This is a genomic window from Phaeodactylibacter xiamenensis (assembly GCF_000759025.1).
In the GTDB taxonomy this organism is placed as follows: domain Bacteria; phylum Bacteroidota; class Bacteroidia; order Chitinophagales; family Saprospiraceae; genus Phaeodactylibacter; species Phaeodactylibacter xiamenensis.
On sequence record NZ_JPOS01000105.1, the window covers coordinates 1 to 21,140 of the forward strand.

A 21,140-nucleotide genomic window follows, 5' to 3' on the forward strand; every position below is an offset into this window, starting at 1 on the left:
TAATAAGAATATTTACCCGAAATTATATTGGGATTAGTTATGTGGTCTTTGATTATTTTTCCTTTAAAAGGACTTTCGAAGTAATTTTTCATTATTTAACATATTTAATTTACAATAAGAGACAATAAGGAAACGAAGAATAATACTAAACTATTCTCTTCCTATACGTTGCGTAAAGTAAATTTGCTAATCTGATAATTTCATCTGACAAAGATACTAAAAAACTACACATAACATCGCATTGGCAAAATGGCGGGTTAAGTTCAAAATTCAACTTTTGTGCTTTTTATTCCGCCGAATGTGTCCCACATTCAGCTTTTTTTTTAATAATTTAGCTTCTGTGGAAACACATCGGCTACGTCACTGCTAAATTGAACTTTTCGTCCAATTTATCCGCCACTTCGCCAATGCGTTTTCCGTTGTAGCCAATTTGAAAACAGCAATGTAGTTAAAGTGATAAAACAATAAAGCCTAAAATAAGATAGTAGTAATACAATAAATATATGTCTCATAACCATTATCATAACAGTTCTGGGAAGAACCTAAAAGTTGCCTTTTTCCTCAATTTGGGTTTTACCATATTTGAGATAATTGGTGGTTTTTATGTAAATAGTGTTGCCATAATTTCCGATGCTGTCCATGATTTGGGAGATAGTTTGTCATTGGGAACAGCATGGTATTTAGATGAAAAATCAAAAGAAAAAGCAGATAAAAAGTTTTCTTTTGGGTATGCCCGGCTTTCCTTATTAGGTGCATTGATAAATAGTTTGGTTCTTATTGCAGGTTCAATTTATGTGATTTATGAAGCTGTTGGAAGAATTTTAGAGCCACAACATTCAGACTCTGGTGGTATGATGGTTTTTGCAATCATTGGAATAATAGTAAATGGTTATGCAGCATGGAAAATGAGTGAAGGATCATCACTTAACGAAAAAGTGGTTTCATGGCATTTGTTAGAAGATGTTTTAGGTTGGGTAGCTGTATTTATTGTGGCACTAATTCTAAATTTTAAAGATATTCATTATTTGGACCCTGTACTTTCACTTTTAATTACTGTATATATTTTGTGGGGAGTGATAAAACGACTAAAAGAAACCCTATTTATCTTTTTACAAGGAGTTCCCAAGGATATGGACTTATTGAAAGTTGAACAGGAACTTTGTGCAATAAGGAATGTCCAGTCCACACACCATACTCATATTTGGTCACTTGAAGGAGAGAATCACGTTTTCACATCTCATCTAAAGCTAAAAAATATAACTGAACTTCGACAAGTATTGGAAGTAAAAAAAGAAGTGAAAAACAGATTAAAAAAATATCCTTTTCAGCACTTTACTATCGAAATAGAATTGGCAGAAGAAACTTGCGAATTACTTGATTAAATGTTGAATTCACAATAATTAATGACTATGATATTGTTCCTATACTTAATAATATATTTTCTGTTGGTATTTGTGGTTAGGTCAGTTTTGTTGTGGAAGAAGACAGGAATTAATCCATTAACCTTTAACAAAACCGATGATGCTCACGGATTCAACGGTAAAATATTCACGATAATATCCATTCTCGAGTTGTTAATAGTCGGGTTATATGCCTTCAAAAATGAGTGGTACGAATATTTACTCCCTTTTTGGTATTTAGAGAATGAAACTTTGCAAAAAATTGGTTGGGGTTTTCTAATTGTTTCTTTGATTCTTGTTTGGATTGCACAAACCCATATGGCAAATTCTTGGAGAATAGGAATTGATGAAGAAAACAAGGCTAAACTCGTGACGAACGGAATGTTTTCAATTTCAAGAAACCCGATTTTTCTTGGAATAATGGTTGCGAATATCGGTTTGTTTCTGATAATACCAAATGCGTTTACCCTATTGATAATCTCACTATCAACAATAAGTATCAATACTCAAATTCGATTAGAAGAAGAATTTTTAAAGCGAGAATTTGGGAAAGATTACGAAGATTACGCAAACAAAGTAAGAAGATGGATTTAAAAAAAAACTGGCTACAACAACGGCTATAGCATATGCCCTGAGGGACACGTGCCATAGCCAAACCGTTGGCTACCATAATCAGATTGAATTGACATTTGCTATCAAAGATACAAATAAAGAGAGTATAATAAATGATGGAGGTAATAGGATAGCCACTAAGATGGCAGTTGGAAAATAAAACGATTATCAGATTATATATAATTAAACTACAATTATTTAGACAAAATTTTAAAAACCTATGAAATTTCATAAGCCAAAAATATTAGGGATTGTAAATATTACTGAAGATAGTTTTTCTGACGGAGGGCTTTATCTGGATTACGGTAAAGCTTTGGAAAAATCTCTCAAACTGGTTGAAGATGGTGCCAGTATAATTGATTTAGGAGCTGCTTCCAGTAATCCTTCCTCCAAAGAAGTAAAGCCTCAAGAAGAGATTGATCGTTTAAAACCAGTAGCCGATTACTTGCTTACTAAAAATATTCCTGTTTCCATTGATTCCTTTAAATCTACTGTCCAACAATATTTTTTAAATAGAAACGTCCAGTATTTAAACGACATTCAAGGATTTTCCCATCCTGAAATTTATCCCGAAATTGCAAAATCAGATTGTAAACTCATCGTAATGCATTCGGTTCAGCGTTTTGGACCAGCGACGGTTATCGAAACTAAACCCGAAAAAGTATTTAATGAAATAATCGATTTCTTTTCACAACGTATCAAATCGATTCAAAATTCAGGCATTTCATCCGATAGAATTATTTTAGACCCAGGAATGGGATTCTTTTTAGGTTCTAATCCAGAATCTTCAATACATGTTTTAAAAAATATTTCTCAATTGAAAGGATACTTCAATTTACCAATTCTTATTTCAGTTTCCCGAAAATCCTTTTTAGGAGCCATTGTCGGGAGAGAAGTCAATGAACGAACACCTGCTACTTTGGCAACAGAGATTTATTTAAGTTATATGGGTGTAGATTATATCCGGACACATGATGTTAGGGCTTTAAATGATGCATTAAAAGTACTTGAAGTATTGAATACCGGTGTGTAAATATTACTTGACAATTATTATAAAGTTTGATTTATATGAAATTACGGTAGCCAACATTTTGTATAAGTAATGGCAGGGGAAGTGGTAAATATCAAGGTTTGTAGCCCGCTCAAACTGCGTAGCGGTTTGATAGGAAAGTACCACGCAATCTGCCACTACTCATACAATTTACCGTTATGTGTAATTTTAGCCGCAAACGCAGTTAAAACAAAAAGGCTCCGAATTTCGGAACCTTCTTTTTATCATTTCATTTTTCTAAAAAACTTGTACAACAAATCGATTTTATTTGAACAAAGAATTGGCATTGCTTCAAAAAGGGTTTCTTCATCCCATTCCCACCATTTCATTTCCTGCAATTTTTGGATGTCATCATCACTAAATCTCTTTTTTATCAATTTGGCTGGATTTCCCCCTACAATTGAATAAGGTTCAACATCTTTTGTAACCAAAGCACGACTGCCAATAACAGCTCCATCTCCTATCTGAACTCCTGGCATTATCATAGCTTCACTACCAATCCAAACATCATTCCCAACAACTGTATCTCCTGCTTTTTGAAATCCATCTTGGCTTTTACTGAAAACATCAAATTCAGACATATAAAAAAATGGAAAACTGGAAATCCAATCATATTTATGACCTTGATTACCTGCCATTATGAAACTTGCACCGCTCCCTATTGAACAATAAGAACCGATAATTAGTTTATCGACATCATTCCTGTCCGGAAACAGATAACGAGCACAATCGTCAAATGAATGACCGTGATAATAACCAGAATAATAAGAATATTTACCCGAAATTATATTGGGATTAGTTATGTGGTCTTTGATTATTTTTCCTTTAAAAGGACTTTCGAAGTAATTTTTCATTATTTAACATATTTAATTTACAATAAGAGACAATAAGGAAACGAAGAATAATACTAAACTATTCTCTTCCTATACGTTGCGTAAAGTAAATTTGCTAATCTGATAATTTCATCTGACAAAGATACTAAAAAACTACACATAACATCGCATTGGCAAAATGGCGGGTTAAGTTCAAAATTCAACTTTTGTGCTTTTTATTCCGCCGAATGTGTCCCACATTCAGCTTTTTTTTAATAATTTAGCTTCTGTGGAAACACATCGGCTACGTCACTGCTAAATTGAACTTTCGGTTCAATTTATCCGCCACTTCGCCAATGCGTTTCCCGTTATGTGAAAGAATAAAACGGCACCTCCAAAAAAGAAAGTACCGTTTCGAAATCAAATTTACATTATTCTCAATCCACTATTTCTGAAACAGTTGATTTTTCTATTAGGAAAATCCCATCAAAAGAATCTACTATTTCAGTTTTTAGATGTATAGAATCAAAACGAATCTTACTACAATTTTTTAATTCCTTACTTTTATTGATTATTAAACAGCATTCTTTTCCTGATAATTCCTGCATAAAAAATTCAACAGAATCCGACTCTGGAGAATCAAGTGGAAATTTATCAACCCTAAAACCAAATTGATAATCATTATCAGGATACAATGCGGCAGTTTCTCCACGTAGATTAGTTATTGCAAATGCTTTGTATTTTTCTCCAAAAGTCATCGAAAGTCTTTGCCCCATTGGATAACAACTAATAAATCCGTCAAAATCGACCGGAGTTTTTTGAATGTGAGCATTGTGGGCAACTAAAATAATCTTTTTACCAAGTGAATTTTTCAAAAACCAATCAATACTTTCTGCCATATACTGGTCTTTTGCTCCCATATCTCCCTCAATTCCCTTTTCAGTAATGAAGCTTTCCATAGCATCAGCATTATAATTCATATAAATCAAGCCTTTAACTTGATGAAGTATCGATTGAAACTCTAAACTTTCCAGTTTTGGTTGAAGAGTGACCAAACGAATGTAAACTTTTAATAGCAATGCTTTTAATTCATTATGTTCTGCTTCGTCAAAAAGCGATAAATTTAACGCAAGCTGAGAAGTCGAATAGAAATCAAATTTTTCAGCAAGATTTAAAATCTTCTGTAAGACATCAGAAGAAACGATTGAAAGTCTTTGTAAATAATCAGACACAATGTGAAAGTTTGGAAAATAAGAACCTCCATTTTTAGGAATATCAACACCCAAAAAGGTAATTTGATTATTATTGTCTTGATTATACCGACGAAGCCATAGCAAAGTATCTTTAAACTCATTTGGATAATAAAAGTGTGACAGTAACTTATCCAAATCGTCGAATGGAATTTGTGATTTTATCCACTTATCAACTTCTAATCCTTCAGAAAAACCAAACTCAAATGCCAAGGTGTCAAAATCACATTCAGTTACTAAAAACTCAATAACTTGATGTCTGAATTTAAAAAACTCTTTTATAAAATGTGAGTTTTCGCCTAAACCAACAATTGTAGAAGAATCAAAATATTCTCGAAATTGAAAAAGACTTTGCTTTATAGATGTATTATTTTCCGAATTAAACGGAAAAGTTAAAGGTTTTATATTTTTCATTATTACCTTATTTTAAATTAAAAATTAACGTACTAAAAAGTAATCATCTCAAAAAAGACGATTTAATCATTTACTTTAATTTTTAATTACCAAGGCTTGCTGAAATACATAAAATGTGAATTATTTGAATACAAAGATACTAAAAATTCCTTCACATAACATCGCATTGGCAAAATGGCGGGTTAAGTGCTAACTTAAAACTTTCTACATTTTATTCCGCCGAATGTGTTCCACATTCAGCTTTTTTTTAATAATTTAGCTTCTGTGAAAACACATCGGCTACGTTACTGCTAAATTGAACTTTCCGTCCAATTTATCCGCCACTTCGCCAATGCGTTTCCCGTTATGTGCCATTTTTGAATGACAATGCGAATAGATACAGACAAACAAATGAATTTACTTAGTGATAAGAACGTTGCAATAATTGGTGGTGGACCCGTTGGACTGACTATGGCAAAATTATTACAGCAAAACGGCATAGACGTTTCAGTTTACGAAAGAGACAACGACCGAGAGGCAAGAATTTTTGGTGGAACCCTTGACCTACACAAAGGTTCAGGTCAGGAAGCAATGAAAAAAGCGGGATTGTTACAAACTTATTATGACTTAGCCTTACCAATGGGTGTAAATATTGCTGATGAAAAAGGCAATATTTTATCCACAAAAAATGTAAAGCCCGAAAATCGATTTGACAATCCTGAAATAAACAGAAATGACTTAAGGGCTATCTTGTTGAATAGTTTAGAAAACGACACGGTTATTTGGGATAGAAAACTTGTTATGCTTGAACCTGGTAAGAAGAAGTGGACACTAACTTTTGAGAATAAACCGAGTGAAACAGCAGATTTGGTTATTCTTGCCAATGGCGGGATGTCCAAGGTAAGAAAATTTGTTACCGACACGGAAGTTGAAGAAACAGGTACTTTCAATATACAAGCCGATATTCATCAACCAGAGATAAACTGTCCTGGATTTTTTCAGCTATGCAATGGAAACCGGCTAATGGCATCTCACCAAGGTAATTTATTATTTGCTAACCCCAATAATAATGGTGCATTGCATTTTGGAATAAGTTTTAAAACACCTGATGAATGGAAAAACCAAACGCAGGTAGATTTTCAAAACAGAAATAGTGTCGTTGATTTTCTTCTGAAAGAATTTTCCGATTGGGACGAACGCTACAAAGAATTGATTCATACGACGTTGTCATTTGTAGGATTGGCTACACGGATATTTCCTTTAGAAAAGCCTTGGAAAAGCAAGCGCCCATTACCCATAACAATGATTGGGGATGCCGCACATTTGATGCCGCCTTTTGCAGGGCAGGGAGTAAATAGTGGGTTGGTGGATGCCTTGATATTGTCTGATAATCTAGCCGATGGAAAATTTAATAGCATTGAAGAGGCTGTTAAAAATTATGAACAGCAAATGTTTATCTATGGCAAAGAAGCACAAGAAGAATCAACTCAAAACGAAATTGAAATGTTTAAACCCGACTTTACGTTTCAGCAATTGTTAAATGTATAAAATGGAATAAAACGGCACATAACAAACAAATTGGCAATAGAGCCGGTGAAGTACTTCTATTGAACTTTTGTGCAATGTTGAAGATTAGTAATTCTATTCAACATTTGTGCTAAAAGTCGGCTCCATCGCCAATTTGCCAAACGTTAGCCACAAGCTAAAAAGCCGACCGCACAAACAGCACATTTGGTTTTTGCCGACACACAAACCAACGCAGAAAAAACCAAAAGAGCTGTTTTTCACCAACGCTCGAAAAAAAGAATGGAATTTTGTAAATTTGCACCTATCTGATGAAATTTTTGACTTACATATTAGCCATTACGGTAATTATTCTCTCGGTAAAGCCAGCGATTGACGCTATTCCGTTTTTATCAGAAAACCAAGAGACTTGTTGTAGCAGTAGTCAATGTAGCCCGATTTCTGACAACGAAAGTTCAGAAAACCAAAGCGACCAAGAAGAAAATGGAATGTGTAACCCATTTCAGGCTTGCGGTTCTTGTCTTTTGCTTTGTGTAAGTACCCCATTTTTTCCAACACTACAGGGGAACTTCTCAATGAAAGAATTTTTCGGATATCAATCATTCATACCTTCCCAATTCATTTCTGACTTTTGGCAACCGCCAAAATTTGTTTAACGATACACTCGTCTTTTCAAAAGAACCGAGCCTTCGGTTCAATTTTTAGTTAAACAATTTAAAATCAGAAAAATGAAATTTTCAAATATTTTCGTTTTGACTATCGCATTTATCTTAGTCTCAACAACAGCGACTTTCGCACAATCAGCAACAGAAAAAGTACAAACCGCAGATTCCACAAAAACCATTGAAACAAAGGTTAAGGGTATTACTTGCTCAACAGACCTAAAAATGATTTCGGCAAATGTCGAGCAGTTAAAAGGTGTGAGCACTTGCAAAGCAGGAAAAACAGGACCAACAACCACATTTGAAATAGTGTATAATCCAGCTCTGATTACAGAAAAGGAAATACATTCAGCAATTCAAAATACAGGAAGTTGCGAAAATCCTGACGAAAGACCATACAAAATAAAGCAGTAAACAGATTTAAGGCAAAGCGTAATTGAATTACGCTTTGCTTTTCAACTCATTTAAAAAAGAAACAATGAAAAAATATATATTCATTGTTGGTTTGCTGTTTCCGTATGCCTCGTTTGCACAAAGTATTTTAGGAAAGGTAACCAACGAAAAAAACGAACCTCTTGTTGGAGCGAGTGTCTTTTGGGCTAACACAACCATTGGCACAACAACAGGCATTAAAGGCGAGTTTGAACTTACTACAAAGGATATTTCGCCTAAACTTCTGATAGCTCGTTATGTCGGACATATTGCAGACACCATAGAAATAACGAACCAAACATTTGTAGAGTTTAAGTTAGAGCAGTCTCAAGAGCTTGATGAAGTGGTTGTAAAAGGACAACGAGACGGAGTAATTATTTCAAATCTCAATCCAATAAAGACAGAACAGATTACGCAAACCGAATTAGGAAAAGCCGCTTGTTGTGATTTGGCAGGATGCTTTGAAACACAAACAACTGTTCAACCACAAACCACAAACGTCATAACAAATTCAAAAGAGCTTCGTATTCTTGGACTTTCAGGCGTGTACAATCAAGTTTTGATTGATGGTTTTCCAATGATACAGGGCTTGACCTATACATATGGGATTAGCAGTATTCCAGGAACTTTAGTAGATAACATTTACATTTCAAAAGGGGCAAACAGCGTTTTACAAGGTTTTGAGAGTATGAGCGGACAAATAAATGTAGAGACCAAAGAACCTGACAAAACCGACAAACTTTTGCTAAATGCCTATATCAACAGCTTTTCAGAAAAGCATTTGAACGCCAATTATGCAATAAAAAAAGGAAAATGGAGCAACTTGACAGCTCTTCATACGGTGCAACCAGCGAATGAGTTTGACAGGGATAACGACAATTTTCTCGACTTACCAAAACTTACTCGATATATGGTTTCCAATAAACTAAAATATGGAAATGACGCAGATTGGGGTTGGAACAGCCGAATAGGATTGCGATATGTAAACGAACAGCGGATTGGCGGACAAACCAGTTTTAACGAAAACAATGATAAAGGAAGTACAGAAGTTTATGGACAAACGGTAAATATCAATCAGCCCGAAATTTGGACGAAAACAGGCTATCGCTTAAACGACCAACACAATTTTGTTTTATTCGCTTCAAGTTTTTATCAAGACCAAAAATCCTACTTCGGAACTGTAAAGTATAATGCCAACCAGACCAACTTTTATGGAAACCTTCAATATGAATTCAATTACGGCAACAACTCGCTAAAGACAGGGTTTAGCTTTCGTCATTTGAATTTGGATGAAGATATTTCCTTTACAAATAACAACTTGCAAAGAACGTATGCAGGCAATTATTTGCGAAACGAAAACATTGCAGGTGTATTTGCAGAAAATACCTTAAAGTTACTCAACGATAAACTGACTTGGATTGCAGGAATACGAGTTGATAATCACAATCAATTTGGCACAATAGTAACGCCAAGAACACTTTTAAAATATGATATTGCACCAAACACCATTGTACGTGCAAACATTGGAACAGGATGGCGAACGGTCAATTTGTTTAGTGAAAATATTGGTTTATTGGTAAGTTCACGAGACATTGTTTTTTCAGAACAACTTGAACCTGAAAAAGCATTGAATACAGGTATTAATCTTACACAGAAATTCAATGGCGAGAATGTTACAGGTTTTTTAAGTGCGGACTATTACCGAACTGATTTTCAGAACCAAATATTTCCCGATTACGATACAGATCCAACAAAGGCAATCATTGAAAACTTCTCAGGAAAGAGCGTAAGCAATACATTTCAGGCAGAAGTCTATCTAAATTTTTGGCGACAGTTTGAATTTAAAACAGGCTACAGCTTTTTAGATGTTTATCGGGAAATTGACGGACAAAAAGTGCTATTGCCATTCAATCCAAGACATAAAGTAGTAACGACTTTAGGCTACAAACCATTATCCAAAAAGTATCACGTAGATATGAATATCCATTGGTACGGTCAACAACGATTGCCAAATACGCAGAGCAATCCACCAGAATTTCAACGACCTGACTTTTCAGAAAATTATGTGCTTGTAAATGCTCAATTTACATACAACCTGAAAAAGTTTGAATTGTATGCAGGTTGCGAAAACATTTTTGACTTTAGGCAAGAACGACCGATTATAGGTTGGCAAGACCCATTCGGTCAGTTTTTTGACACAAGTTCAGTTTGGGGACCAACTCGCGGGAGAGAATTGTATGTAGGAGTTCGGTTTAGAATTCCGAGTGAATAAGCCAACGCTAAAGCCATACACATTTGCAATTCGCTTCAGCCGACACACAAGCCAAAAATTGCAAAAGAGTATGGCTTTTCCAACGCAGAAAGAAAAAAGCCAGTGGCTAACAATGTGTATAAGCAATAGCGGGTTCTGTGCTATTTTGAAACTAAAAAGTGTAAATTTAAGGTCAGTGTAATTTGACAGTTTTGTGGGTTAAATCCGCTACTGCTCATACACGAGACCGTTGGGCGCACTCCATTTTGGAAATAAGAATCTGAAAAACAATGGATTAGAGATGAAGCCTGCCTTTGAAAATCGCAAAGAATTGGTTTTAGAACCCGAGTTTTGTTTGTTACGGTCAATTGATTGAATAGCCCAGTTAGGCAGGCAGAAAAATGGAAAATCAGTATTTCTATCGGGTAATCCGTTGGCCCGAATAATTGAGATTCTTAACAATATCCGCTCCCTATCGTCGAAAAAGGAAATCGAGTTTTTTGGAGAGAGTTTGCGTTTAGGGCCTCAATACGGAAATTAAGAATTTGGGTAAACCGTCGAATTGAATAGGGGATAAGATCACGAAATCTGAATCTTTCACCGAATAAGAATCTGATCAAATTGAGTTGAGTCTTCGTGAATCAAGTTGAATTGTTGGAGATTGAAAATCAGCAGATTGAATAGGTCAACTTGAATCAGGATTATCTTGAAAAACAGGATTTTAGCCGAATCAAATTGAAGACTGGAGATTAAGAATTTGGTCCAATTTGGGAGATTGGTCTTCGAGATCGGGAATCAAATCCGGTAAATTGAGATCAGTTTTCAAGATCAATTTGGCATCATCGGAATTAGGGAATCGGTTCAATAAGATTGAAAAAGTCAGTAAAAACGGCCCTTTTGAAGTATCCAGAATTGGTAAAACGGTCGCTATTCATAGGTCTTACGAAGAAAAAATGGAAGCGCCCAACAATGGCTACATGCCATGCCGGTAAAAACCTTTGATTGAAAAATGGAGATGGAAAACCCGCGCAGGCAGCAAAAGCCAGGCTTCGCCAAGATAGCCTTTTGCTGCCTGCGCTAGCATTTGTGAAATGAAACGAAAATGGTAAATTTAGAATCCGGCACGTCACGTAGCCGGGCCGTTGGTGGCTATGAATAAAAAACGAATGAAGAAAGTCTTCCTGACAATAGATGTAAATGTGAATGATAAATGTTTCGATGATCTTTTGAACTTCAAAAAGGTGAATATTATAGATATTGTCAATAAAGAAGAAATAAATCAGTTGGAAAAAATAAGAGGTAAGGTAATAGCCGAAAAAATTAGTGAAATAGAAAAAGATATACTGATTGGGTTTGCAGTCAAAAATAAAAATGATTTGAAAACAGTTTTGGAACTATCAGGACGAGATAATTTTTTTAAGATTTATTATGATGATGGAAAAAGAAGGAAAGAGAAAATTGAGAAGTATAAACAAGAATATTCCTTACATGCGAGATGGTTAGATTATTCGTCTGAATTTGTTGAAAACAGTTTTAGGAGTTTTGACGAAGAAGTAAAAAGAATTAATATTTATGCTGCTAAAAATAAAATTGAAACAATTGCAATATAATCAGTTTTGGAGAAAAAAATTGAAATACTAATTGGGGTAGATGAACTGAGATTCATAGTTGAAGATGAATTTGATCAAATAATAGATTTGGTGAAGCACAACTCATTCTGTTCGAATTGTAATGAGAAAACTAAAATTGAAATGATAGAATATGACTTATCCCTGAATGAATTGAATGATGTAGTTTTTAGAGGAAAATGTAAATCCTGTGGCAAAAATATTGGGAGATACGTCGAGATAGGAGAGAATAAAACATTTAGGAATAAAGCAGAAATTTTAAAGAGGAATAAATTGAATGAAAATTGATCACAGCCACCAACAATGGCTAGCCGACAATACTCCGCTGACGCTGCGTACTGCGGCTAGCCGGGCCGTTGGCAGCAAGCAGAAAAAATTAAAATAATGACTGGAAAAGAGTTGACGAAAAAAGAAAAGATTAAGAGAAGTCAACTAGAAAGACAATTGAAGAATTCAAAAGCTGAAAGAAAATCTGCTATTTGGATAATAACTCTGGGAATTGTATTTATCCTGATATTTGGAAATATGTGGATCAATCGTAATCAAGAAATAAAGAAAGATGAACTAATACTAATAGCAGGAACTGTTTCAAATAAATTGGAATTGAAGCGGGAAAAATCGATTGGGAGTTCAATGATCATTCAATTGGATGAGTACCCGAGAATTGATTTTAAAATTGGAAGATTTAGTGCACCTGGATTGAAATTGACTTCATTGCAAAATAATATTATGGTTGGCGATAGAATTCAAATTGATATTTTGAAGGATGATTACTCGAATGATAGATTGAGCGATCAAAGAACAATTTCAGTGTATGGACTTAGAAACGATGAATTAGAATTTCTGGATGTAAATAGCTATAATGAAACAAGAAAGAAGGATAGGAACTCAATATCAATGTATCTATTATTGGGATTTAGTTTTTGGGTGTTAGGATACGGAATTTATTTAAAGGTTAAGAATGAAAAATAGCCTGCTGCCAACAATGGCTAGCCGACAATACTCCGTTTCACTCCGTACTGCGGCTAGCCGGGCCGTTGCAGGCAAGCAAGTAAAACAACAAAAAACAGTGGACATGAAACTCAAAATTGGCTATATTTGAAAATCATAGTTAGGTGTGTCTTTAAATAAATGATTATGAGTGCTTTAGAAGATAAGTACATAAATCCTTTAACCGATTTTGGGTTCAAGAAGCTATTTGGTACTGAACCAAACAAAGTCTTATTGATAGATTTCTTGAATCAGATTCTTCCAAAAAGACATAAGATCAAGGATTTGTCCTATTCCCGGAATGAACAAATGGGATTAAATGAATTGGACCGAAAAGCTGTATTTGACCTTTATTGTATAGGCGAGTCAGGAGAGCGATTTATAGTAGAAATACAAAAAGCGAAACAAAATTACTTTAAAGACAGAAGTATTTATTATTCATCATTTCCGATCCAAGAACAAGCAAAAAAAGGAGAGTGGAACTATAGATTAGAACCGGTATATACTGTAGGAATTTTAGACTTTGTTTTTGACGATCATAAATCAGATAATGAATTGCTTCATATTGTCGAGTTAAAAAACCAAAAATGTGAAGTGTTTTACGATAAACTGAAATTCATTTACATAGAATTACCTAAATTTAAAAAGAGTGAAGAAGAATTAGAGAGTCATTTTGACAAATGGCTGTATGTATTTAAGCATTTATCAGATTTACAAGACCGGCCGAAAAGGTTACAAGATAAAATATTCGAGAGATTATTTGAGGCTGCTGAAATAGCCAAATTTACACCCGAAGAAAGAGAAGCCTATGAAGAGAGTTTAAAACATTATAGGGATTTGAAAAATGTAGTAGATACGTCAAGAGAAGAAGGTATAAAAGAAGTAGCTAAAAGAATGAAAGCAAAAGGAATGTCGAACTCTGAGATATCAGAATTGACAGGATTGAGTGAAAATCAAATTGATGAACTATAAGAAAGCCTGCCTGCAACAATGGCTAGCCGACAATACTCCGCTGCGCTACGTACTGCGGCTAGCCGGGCCGTTGCAGGCAATTTTTAGAAAAATCATATATTAGCTTTTAAAACTTTTGAAATGAAGCTAGAGCAGATTTTAAACTACGTGAACTCTTTTGAAAAGAACCCTTTCCTAAAGGTCATCGATAGTATTATTTCGAATAAACCAAAAGAGCATAAAGAGATTGACCGAATCTTAAATGAATTAGACGGTCAAATAAAGAATGCTGATAACAAGAGTGTTGCCCAAATTCTAAACCTTGTCGAAGATGAGTTTGCAGATCATATCAAAGAAGAGTTTTTAAATACTACATCTCAGCTAGATATCCTAATCGATATAATCATTCGAGACGGTAATTCTTTAATGAAGAGAGAATGGTTAGGTAAACTATATGATAAGGAAATCCAAAAGATTAAGAAGCGGATAAAATCTTTTGAAAAGAGCTTTGATGAGGAAAACAAAGACCCTAGAAATAGAGATTACGTAATTTATAATAAGTGTTTAGAAACTGCATATAAAAATGATAGAGAGCATAACCAGGAAAGTAAAATCACGAGAGATGAACAATCAATTCTGAACACTTTAGCCTCATCTTTAGAGCTGTCACACGAGGAAATAAAGTTGATTAACTACTTGATCGTCCCATTGCAAAAGATTGATGTTGATGATATTATCAAGTATTTGTCCTCAACAGGTGTGATTTTTTATTCGAGAAAAAACCATCAAGTTTATGTTGCAGATGAGGTAATCAGAATATTGAGGAAAATCAGAGGAAAAGATGTTTCTGAAAAAGTATTCAGAAAGGTGCTTAAGAAACTTAAAGATAGCCATATTAATCAACTAGCAAGAAAGCATAGTATAGATAGAAAACTTTCCAGAGAAGAAAAGATAAAAGAAATACTGAGTGAAGGTATAACTTTAACATCAGCTTTGATCAATGGTATATTCAGGGACGATGTAAATAAAACGGAGCGAAGAGCTACAATTAACGAATTGATAGAAAAACGACTAAGAATCGATGAAAAGATAAAAGGAGCTTCATTGGAGGCAAAGGTTGAAAACCTGATAACTTACTTTAAGAACCGTGAAAAGGATGGGGCTTTAACTATATCAGTGAATGGATATGAAAAGCTCCTGAAAGATGTAAAAGGTCATATCCCTAAGCTTAATAGCATAGTTAGAGAAGAATTTGAACTTCAAGAAGAAGATGTGCTAAAGGCTAAACTTCTTCTGATGTATAATATCAGGCCAAGCGACGTTCTTTACTTATTGACGGATGAGGAAGTAAAAGATTTTTGTAATGCTCAATCGATATCGATACGAGGAAATGAGATACAAAATGTTCTTGATGAGTATAAAGATGTTGAAAACTTGTTTATCGAGAATTATGAATTGATAGCGAGAAGAGATTTCAACTCACTCCAAGAAAATGGATTGGATGTCAAAGAAGCAGAAATAGGAGTTAAGTTCGAAGAAGTAACGAAATCAATTCTAAAGAAGTTAGGATTCAATGTTGATGACGACTTAAGAGATTCGGTCAATACATCTAAGGACAAAGCTGATATCATACTAAATGAAGGAGATAATAGCCTTATAATTATTGAGTGTAAGTCAATAAAGGAGAAAGGTTACAATAAATATTCCTCTGTGGCACGACAAGTTAAGTCATACAAAAACAATGCAGAGAAAAAGGGATATGAGGTTATGAAGATATTTATTGTAGCCCCAGAATTCACAGACGAATTTATCAATGATTGTACACTCGATTACGAGTCAAATCTTTCATTAATAACAGCTGATACCCTGATAGAAATATATAATGTGTTTAAAGAATTTGGGCATAAATCATTACCAATATCTTTGTTGATGAGAGATGTTTTGATTGATAAGGAAAGAGTTCTTAAATCTTTAGAAAAATAGAAACTGCCTGCAACAATGGCTAGCCGACAATACTCCGCTGCGCTGCGTACTGCGGCTAGCCGGGCCGTTCGCTGTCATTACAAATACAGAAAGATCAAAATTAACTAAAAGAGCTAACAGTCAGGTAAAAAGAGGTGTTTGTCAATTGTGTTAAAATTTACAAATATAAACAATTGATAAGCAATTGTGATTTTGACCGTTAGTTAGAATAACAAGAGAAATGCAACAAAAAACTATTATTACATTGACAATTTTGACATTACTTCTTTCATGGGGATGTGAAAAGGAAATCGTGATAGTCCATAATCATAATTTGATTGCAGACGGATGTATTCCTGAAAAAATTGTTTCAGTTGGCTTTTTAGGAGTTAACGAAAATGAATATATTTACGAAAATAATAAGCTAATTAGATATGGAGATAAGTTTGTTGAATATAACAATGGACTGGTTTCTAAGATAACTTTAGGTTCAAAACGATATGAAGAATATTATTATAATGATCAATTCCAGGTGAACAAATCAATTATATTTAGAGAAGACGACCCTGAAGAAGGATTTATGGTTATCGATGAAAAAGAATATAAATACGAAGGTAATCGGATTGTAGAAATAATTGATATAGATAGCGATGAAACAAATTTGATTTCATATTATCCAAACTCAAATAACATTGATAGTATTAAAAGAATAAATAGCAATTCTGAAATAATTGAAATTCTTATTTTTCAATATGATGAATATAAAAACCCTCAAAAGAATCTACTAATCCCAAAATTTAATTATTCTTGGTGGATAGAAAGAGGGTTTGAAAACAATGTAATACAGAGGAAAAAGATAAAAATCCAAGATCAAGGAGAGACTCAGATTTGGAATTATGATATGGAATATAATGCTTTTGGTTATCCAACAAAAATAGTAGGGAATATAGATAATTTTGGTTTTAACTCGATAACTGAGATAACCTATACAAAATGTGAATAGGATAAAATGGAAACGACAGCGAACAATGGCTAGCCGACAATACTCCGCTTTGCTGCGTACTGCGGCTAGCCGGGCCGTTATGGGGTACCGCATCAGAATTGGTATTCTATGGAATTGAAAATATGGATTGTCCCGCCTCAAAAATGAAAATTCAGAATCGGGTAATTGTCCAGAAATCGAGAACTTGAGTTTCAAATCGGGTAATTGAAATTTTGAAACGGCGGGTAAATGCCCTGTCGAGTATTGTATTCTTTACGGTTAATCGGGCAGAAGACGAATAATTTGGATTCCTAAGATTAACCGGGCCCATCTTGGAAAATGAGATTGGTTTTTTCAGATGAGATATACGTTTAGGCGGCTTTTGAAATAGAAATCAGGAATTTGAATCTCCTCCAAAAATAGAATTTGGGAATCAGGAATCTGGAAATTTTGAACTGGAAACCGTTGATCGAATCAATTTAAGAACCAAGATTAGAAACTCGAGATTTGAAGAACCTGAAACAGATTTTGATGAATCTGGGAAATCGAGTTGGGTAAAATCAGAGATCAAAAATCAGGTTGAATCTTCTGGGAATTGAGATCAGAATCCTGAAATAGGTTGATTGCCGAGAGATTTTGGTTGATTTAAGATTAGAATCGATCAAATTGAAGAATCAGAATCCTGAATTTGAATCGACTGAAAATCAAGAAATTGAAATCAGTTGAAAAGATTGGACAGCCGCCTTTTGGAAAGTCCAGAATTTGAAATGGGCCCTTTTTTAGAAACGGTGAAAAGAATAAAGCGGCAACCCATAACAATGGCTACACACAAGCTGGGTAAAAATCTACGATTGAAAATGAGGAATGAAATCCCGCTGCAGGCATCAAAAGCCAGGCTTCGCCATCATCGCCTTTTGCTGCCTGCGCTAGTATTGGTGAAATCGGATGAAAAGGTTAATTTTAGAATCCCAGCCTGCGTGTAGCCGGGCCGTTAGCGGCAATAAAATATAATATAATTAGATATTTTGGTTACTAAATTGTAAATTCACGTCATTGTATTTGTAGTTTAACGGGTAAAACAGGGGACTTTTTTAAATTCAAATCTGCCTGATACTATTAAGAACAATCTCCAGTTGTAGGTTCGAGTCCTGCCAAATACACATTTATGAGTAATCACCAGAATATACAGCGAAAATTAAGTTTTGGAGTATCTTCTTGGCTTGCATATGAATTTTCTTGTAATAGAGGTAACCTATTCAATGAAAAATATCTGTCTTATCCTATTGGAAATATACTAAATGGATTGACTGATTATCAGGTTAGGTCTGAAGTAAATCATCCACACAAAAATACAAACAACCAAGGTCGACCATTACAAATTGATTTTGTTTTAAGTGATAGAAATAATCGAGAGAAATGGAAAATTGCTATAGAATCTAAGTGGGTAGGTCAATCTGAGGTGCGATTGAAAGACATTTATTGGGACTTAATTCGTCTTCAGAATATTCATAGAGAACATAATGATATAAAAACATATTTTCTAATATCAGGGTTTTATAAAAAATTAGATGTAATGTTTTCTGATTTTGATTTGTTTCATTCAGGAAAGCAATCTACGTCAAATAGAACAAAGAATGAAATTGTAAAAAAAGACAGAGCCAACATAACGATTAACCTCAGGAAAGCAGACTCTATTGATAAGAATGACCTCAATAAACGGATTAAAAAGTATTCTAATTTCTTACTCTACCAAAAAATATACTGCAAGACAGCGCATATTTATCCAGAGGAAAAAATGTTCAATATGACTATATCGACAATTGTTTTTGAAGTCAAAAAACCCGAAGGAGAAGATAAGGTGAGAGAACTTTGTTAAGTTAAACTTTGCTAAGGAATGTCGATAAACTTAAAAAAAACGTACAGAGAGAGTAGAACTCAAGAGAAACTATCAGAGTATCACTTGATTAGTAAGTTGTATGAATATATTTGGATTCAAGGTTTCCCTGAGATATCAATAATTAGATCTGAGGTAGATAAGGGTGTAGACTTGATAATTGTAGGTCAGAATCAGCCTAAGTTCATACAATTGAAATCTATCTCTGCAAAAAGTTGGCAAAATACTTTTACAATCTCAGAAAATCTTTACAATAGAGAAAATTGGTATGTGATCGTTGTTAAGATAGAGATTCAAGGTGATGCATTGAATTACAGATATAGAATGGTCAGCCATAATGATATCGTTCCATCTGAACTGACTTCTGTAGAAAACAAGATAATGGAATATAAGGAATTGAAAATCTACAAAAAGCATGATAAAACTTTTAAAGAAATATGTGACTTTTTGTTAAATTAATGCCGCTAACAATGGCTAGCCGACAATACTCCGCTTTGCTTCGTACTGCGGCTAGCCGGGCCGTTATGGGGTACCGCATCAGAATTGGTATTCTATGGAATTGAAAATATGAATTGTCCCGCCTCAAAGATGAAAACACAGAATCGGGTAATTGTCCATAAATCGAGAACTTGAGTTCCAAATCGGGTAATTGAAATTTTGAAACGGCGGGTAAATGCCCTGTCGAGTATTGTATTCTTTACGGTTAATCGGGCAGAAAACGAATAATTTGGATTCTTAAGATTAACCGGGCCCATCTTGAAAATGAGATTGGTTTTTTCAGATGAGATTTACGTTTAGGCGGCTTTTGAAATGAAAATCAGGAATTTGAATCTCGTCCGAAAACAGAAAACAGGAATCTGAAATCTGAAAATTTGGAACAGGAAACCGTCGATTGAATCAATTTGAGAACCAAGATTAGCAACTCAAGATTTGAAGAACCTGAAACTGATTTTGATGAATCAGGGAAATCGAATTGAGTAAATCAGAGATCAAAAATCAGGTTGAATCTTCTGGAAATGGAGATCAGAATTTGGAAATAAGTTGATTTCATCGGATTTTTGGTTGATTTTAGATTTACGAAGATCAAATTGAAGAATCAAGATTTTGAAATTGAATCGACTGAAAATCAGTAAATTGAAATCAGTTGAATAGAATTGAACAGCCGCCTTTTGGGTAGTCCAGAATTTGAAATGGGCCCTTTTTTTGAAACGGTTAAAAGAATAAAGCGGCAACCCATAACAATGGCTACACACAAGCTGGGTAAAAATCTACGATTGAAAAATCAGAATGAAAAGTCCGCTGCAGTCAGCAAAAGCCAGGCTGCGCCAGTTTCGCCTTTTGCTGCCTGCGCTAGTATTGGTGAAATCGGACGAAAAGAGTAATTTTAGAATCCCAGCCTGCGTGTAGCCGGGCCGTTATGGGGTACCGCATGAGAATTGGCATTCTATGGAATTGAAAATATGAATTGTCCCGCCTCGAAAATGAAAACTCAGAATCGGGTAATTGTCCAGAAATCGAGAACTCGAGTTCCAATCGAGTAATTGAAATTTTGAAAGGCGGGTAAAGGTTCTATCGAGTATTGTATTCTTTACAGTGAATCGGACAGAAAACGAAAAATTTGGATTCTCAAGATTAACCGGGCCCATCTTGAAAAATGAGATTGGTTTTTTCAGATGAGATTTACGTTTAGGCGGCTTTTGAAATAGAAAACAGGAATTTGAATCTCGTCCAAAAACAGGATTTAGAAATCTGGAATCTGGAAACTTTGAACAGGTAATCGAATCGTTGGTTGAATCAATTTGAAAACCTAAGATCAGAAATCAAGAACTCGAGATTTGGAGAACCTGAAACTGATTTTGATGAATCTGGGAAATCGAATTGAGCAAATCAGGAATCAAAAATCAGATTGAATCTTGCGGAAATTGAGATCAGAATCCTGAAATTGGTTGATTGCCATCGGATTTTTGGTTGATTTGAGATAAAAGCCGATCAAATTGAAGAATCAAGATTTTGAAATTGAATCAACTGAAAACCAAGAGATTAAAATCAGTTGAAGAGAATTGAACAGCCGCCTTTTGGATAGTCCAGAATTTGAAATGGGCCCTTTTTTTGAAACGGGTAAAAGAATAAAGCGGCAACCCATAACAATGGCTACACACAAGCTGGGTAAAAATCTACGATTGAAAAATCAGAATGAAAAGGCCGCTGCAGTCAGCAAAAGCCAGGCTGCGCCATATTCGCCTTTTGCTGCCTGCGCTAGTATTGGTGAAATCGGACGAAAAGAGTAATTTTAGAATCCCAGCCTGCGCGTAGCCGGGCCGTTATGGGGTACCGCATCAGAATTGG

General features: G+C 34.6%; 19 protein-coding genes, 1 tRNA gene and 1 pseudogene. 18 read left to right on the forward strand and 3 right to left on the reverse strand.

Features of this window, described 5'->3' with window-relative positions; translation table 11 throughout:
- Window positions 1–92: pseudogene (locus IX84_RS34760) on the reverse strand (type B chloramphenicol O-acetyltransferase); the annotation flags it as partial.
- Between the two features lie 411 nt (window positions 93–503).
- Here IX84_RS34760 and IX84_RS29815 point away from each other — a divergent pair.
- The 3 genes from IX84_RS29815 to folP all read left to right on the forward strand — a co-directional run bounded on the left by IX84_RS29815 (window position 504) and on the right by folP (window position 3,045).
- Window positions 504–1,382 carry a cation diffusion facilitator family transporter gene (locus IX84_RS29815; RefSeq protein ID WP_044230150.1) on the forward strand — a complete coding sequence of 293 codons (879 nt, stop codon included), beginning with the start codon at window positions 504–506 and terminating at the stop codon, window positions 1,380–1,382.
- A gap of 27 nt (window positions 1,383–1,409) precedes the next feature.
- Entirely contained in the window at window positions 1,410–1,994 is a 585-nt protein-coding gene (locus IX84_RS29820; RefSeq protein WP_052516526.1) for a methyltransferase family protein, read from the forward strand.
- A 238-nt stretch (window positions 1,995–2,232) separates the two neighbouring features.
- Entirely contained in the window at window positions 2,233–3,045 is an 813-nt protein-coding gene (folP, locus tag IX84_RS29825) for a dihydropteroate synthase (protein WP_044230153.1), read from the forward strand.
- Window positions 3,046–3,287: 242 nt separating this feature from the next.
- Here folP and catB read toward each other — a convergent pair whose 3' ends face one another.
- Both catB and ere(D) read right to left on the reverse strand, forming a co-directional pair.
- Window positions 3,288–3,917 (reverse strand): type B chloramphenicol O-acetyltransferase, encoded by a 630-nt coding sequence (gene catB / locus IX84_RS29830; protein ID WP_010256763.1) that lies wholly within the window; start codon window positions 3,915–3,917, stop codon window positions 3,288–3,290.
- Window positions 3,918–4,312: 395 nt separating this feature from the next.
- Complete coding sequence (gene ere(D), locus IX84_RS29835) at window positions 4,313–5,539, reverse strand: EreD family erythromycin esterase (RefSeq protein ID WP_017686219.1); 1,227 nt, start codon at window positions 5,537–5,539, stop codon at window positions 4,313–4,315.
- Window positions 5,540–5,899: 360 nt separating this feature from the next.
- On the opposite strand from ere(D), the gene IX84_RS29840 reads away from it, so the two are divergent.
- The 15 genes from IX84_RS29840 (at window position 5,900) to IX84_RS29910 (ending at window position 21,082) form a co-directional block, all read left to right on the forward strand.
- Window positions 5,900–7,066 carry a tetracycline-inactivating monooxygenase Tet(X2) gene (locus IX84_RS29840; protein ID WP_008651082.1) on the forward strand — a complete coding sequence of 389 codons (1,167 nt, stop codon included), beginning with the start codon at window positions 5,900–5,902 and terminating at the stop codon, window positions 7,064–7,066.
- 704 nt (window positions 7,067–7,770) lie between these two features.
- Window positions 7,771–8,118 carry a hypothetical protein gene (locus IX84_RS29850; protein ID WP_044230162.1) on the forward strand — a complete coding sequence of 116 codons (348 nt, stop codon included), beginning with the start codon at window positions 7,771–7,773 and terminating at the stop codon, window positions 8,116–8,118.
- Between the two features lie 64 nt (window positions 8,119–8,182).
- Window positions 8,183–10,408: a TonB-dependent receptor gene (locus IX84_RS29855; protein WP_044230164.1), complete on the forward strand. Its 2,226-nt coding sequence runs from the start codon at window positions 8,183–8,185 to the stop codon at window positions 10,406–10,408.
- A gap of 1,145 nt (window positions 10,409–11,553) precedes the next feature.
- Complete coding sequence (locus IX84_RS29860; protein WP_044230165.1) at window positions 11,554–11,997, forward strand: hypothetical protein; 444 nt, start codon at window positions 11,554–11,556, stop codon at window positions 11,995–11,997.
- A 6-nt stretch (window positions 11,998–12,003) separates the two neighbouring features.
- Window positions 12,004–12,303 carry a hypothetical protein gene (locus IX84_RS29865; RefSeq protein ID WP_044230166.1) on the forward strand — a complete coding sequence of 100 codons (300 nt, stop codon included), beginning with the start codon at window positions 12,004–12,006 and terminating at the stop codon, window positions 12,301–12,303.
- 96 nt (window positions 12,304–12,399) lie between these two features.
- Entirely contained in the window at window positions 12,400–12,987 is a 588-nt protein-coding gene (locus tag IX84_RS29870; RefSeq protein WP_044230167.1) for a hypothetical protein, read from the forward strand.
- A 165-nt stretch (window positions 12,988–13,152) separates the two neighbouring features.
- Window positions 13,153–13,977, forward strand: a complete 825-nt coding sequence (locus IX84_RS29875; protein WP_044230181.1) for an Rpn family recombination-promoting nuclease/putative transposase — start codon at window positions 13,153–13,155, stop codon at window positions 13,975–13,977.
- Window positions 13,978–14,097: 120 nt separating this feature from the next.
- Entirely contained in the window at window positions 14,098–15,939 is a 1,842-nt protein-coding gene (locus IX84_RS29880) for a restriction endonuclease (protein ID WP_044230168.1), read from the forward strand.
- A gap of 244 nt (window positions 15,940–16,183) precedes the next feature.
- The gene (locus IX84_RS29885) at window positions 16,184–16,921 is read left to right on the forward strand and encodes a hypothetical protein (RefSeq protein WP_160213995.1); all 738 of its coding nucleotides are present in this window, start codon (window positions 16,184–16,186) and stop codon (window positions 16,919–16,921) included.
- 701 nt (window positions 16,922–17,622) lie between these two features.
- A complete protein-coding gene (locus IX84_RS29890; protein ID WP_044230171.1) occupies window positions 17,623–17,883 on the forward strand; it encodes a hypothetical protein in 261 nt (86 codons plus the stop codon).
- Between the two features lie 72 nt (window positions 17,884–17,955).
- A tRNA-OTHER gene (locus tag IX84_RS33160) sits at window positions 17,956–18,060 on the forward strand.
- A gap of 5 nt (window positions 18,061–18,065) precedes the next feature.
- Window positions 18,066–18,776 (forward strand): hypothetical protein, encoded by a 711-nt coding sequence (locus tag IX84_RS29895; protein ID WP_044230173.1) that lies wholly within the window; start codon window positions 18,066–18,068, stop codon window positions 18,774–18,776.
- Window positions 18,777–18,794: 18 nt separating this feature from the next.
- Entirely contained in the window at window positions 18,795–19,253 is a 459-nt protein-coding gene (locus IX84_RS29900; RefSeq protein ID WP_044230175.1) for a hypothetical protein, read from the forward strand.
- Between the two features lie 695 nt (window positions 19,254–19,948).
- Window positions 19,949–20,176 carry a hypothetical protein gene (locus tag IX84_RS29905; protein WP_044230177.1) on the forward strand — a complete coding sequence of 76 codons (228 nt, stop codon included), beginning with the start codon at window positions 19,949–19,951 and terminating at the stop codon, window positions 20,174–20,176.
- Window positions 20,177–20,854: 678 nt separating this feature from the next.
- Window positions 20,855–21,082 carry a hypothetical protein gene (locus tag IX84_RS29910; protein ID WP_044230179.1) on the forward strand — a complete coding sequence of 76 codons (228 nt, stop codon included), beginning with the start codon at window positions 20,855–20,857 and terminating at the stop codon, window positions 21,080–21,082.
- Window positions 21,083–21,140: the final 58 nt, after the last annotated feature.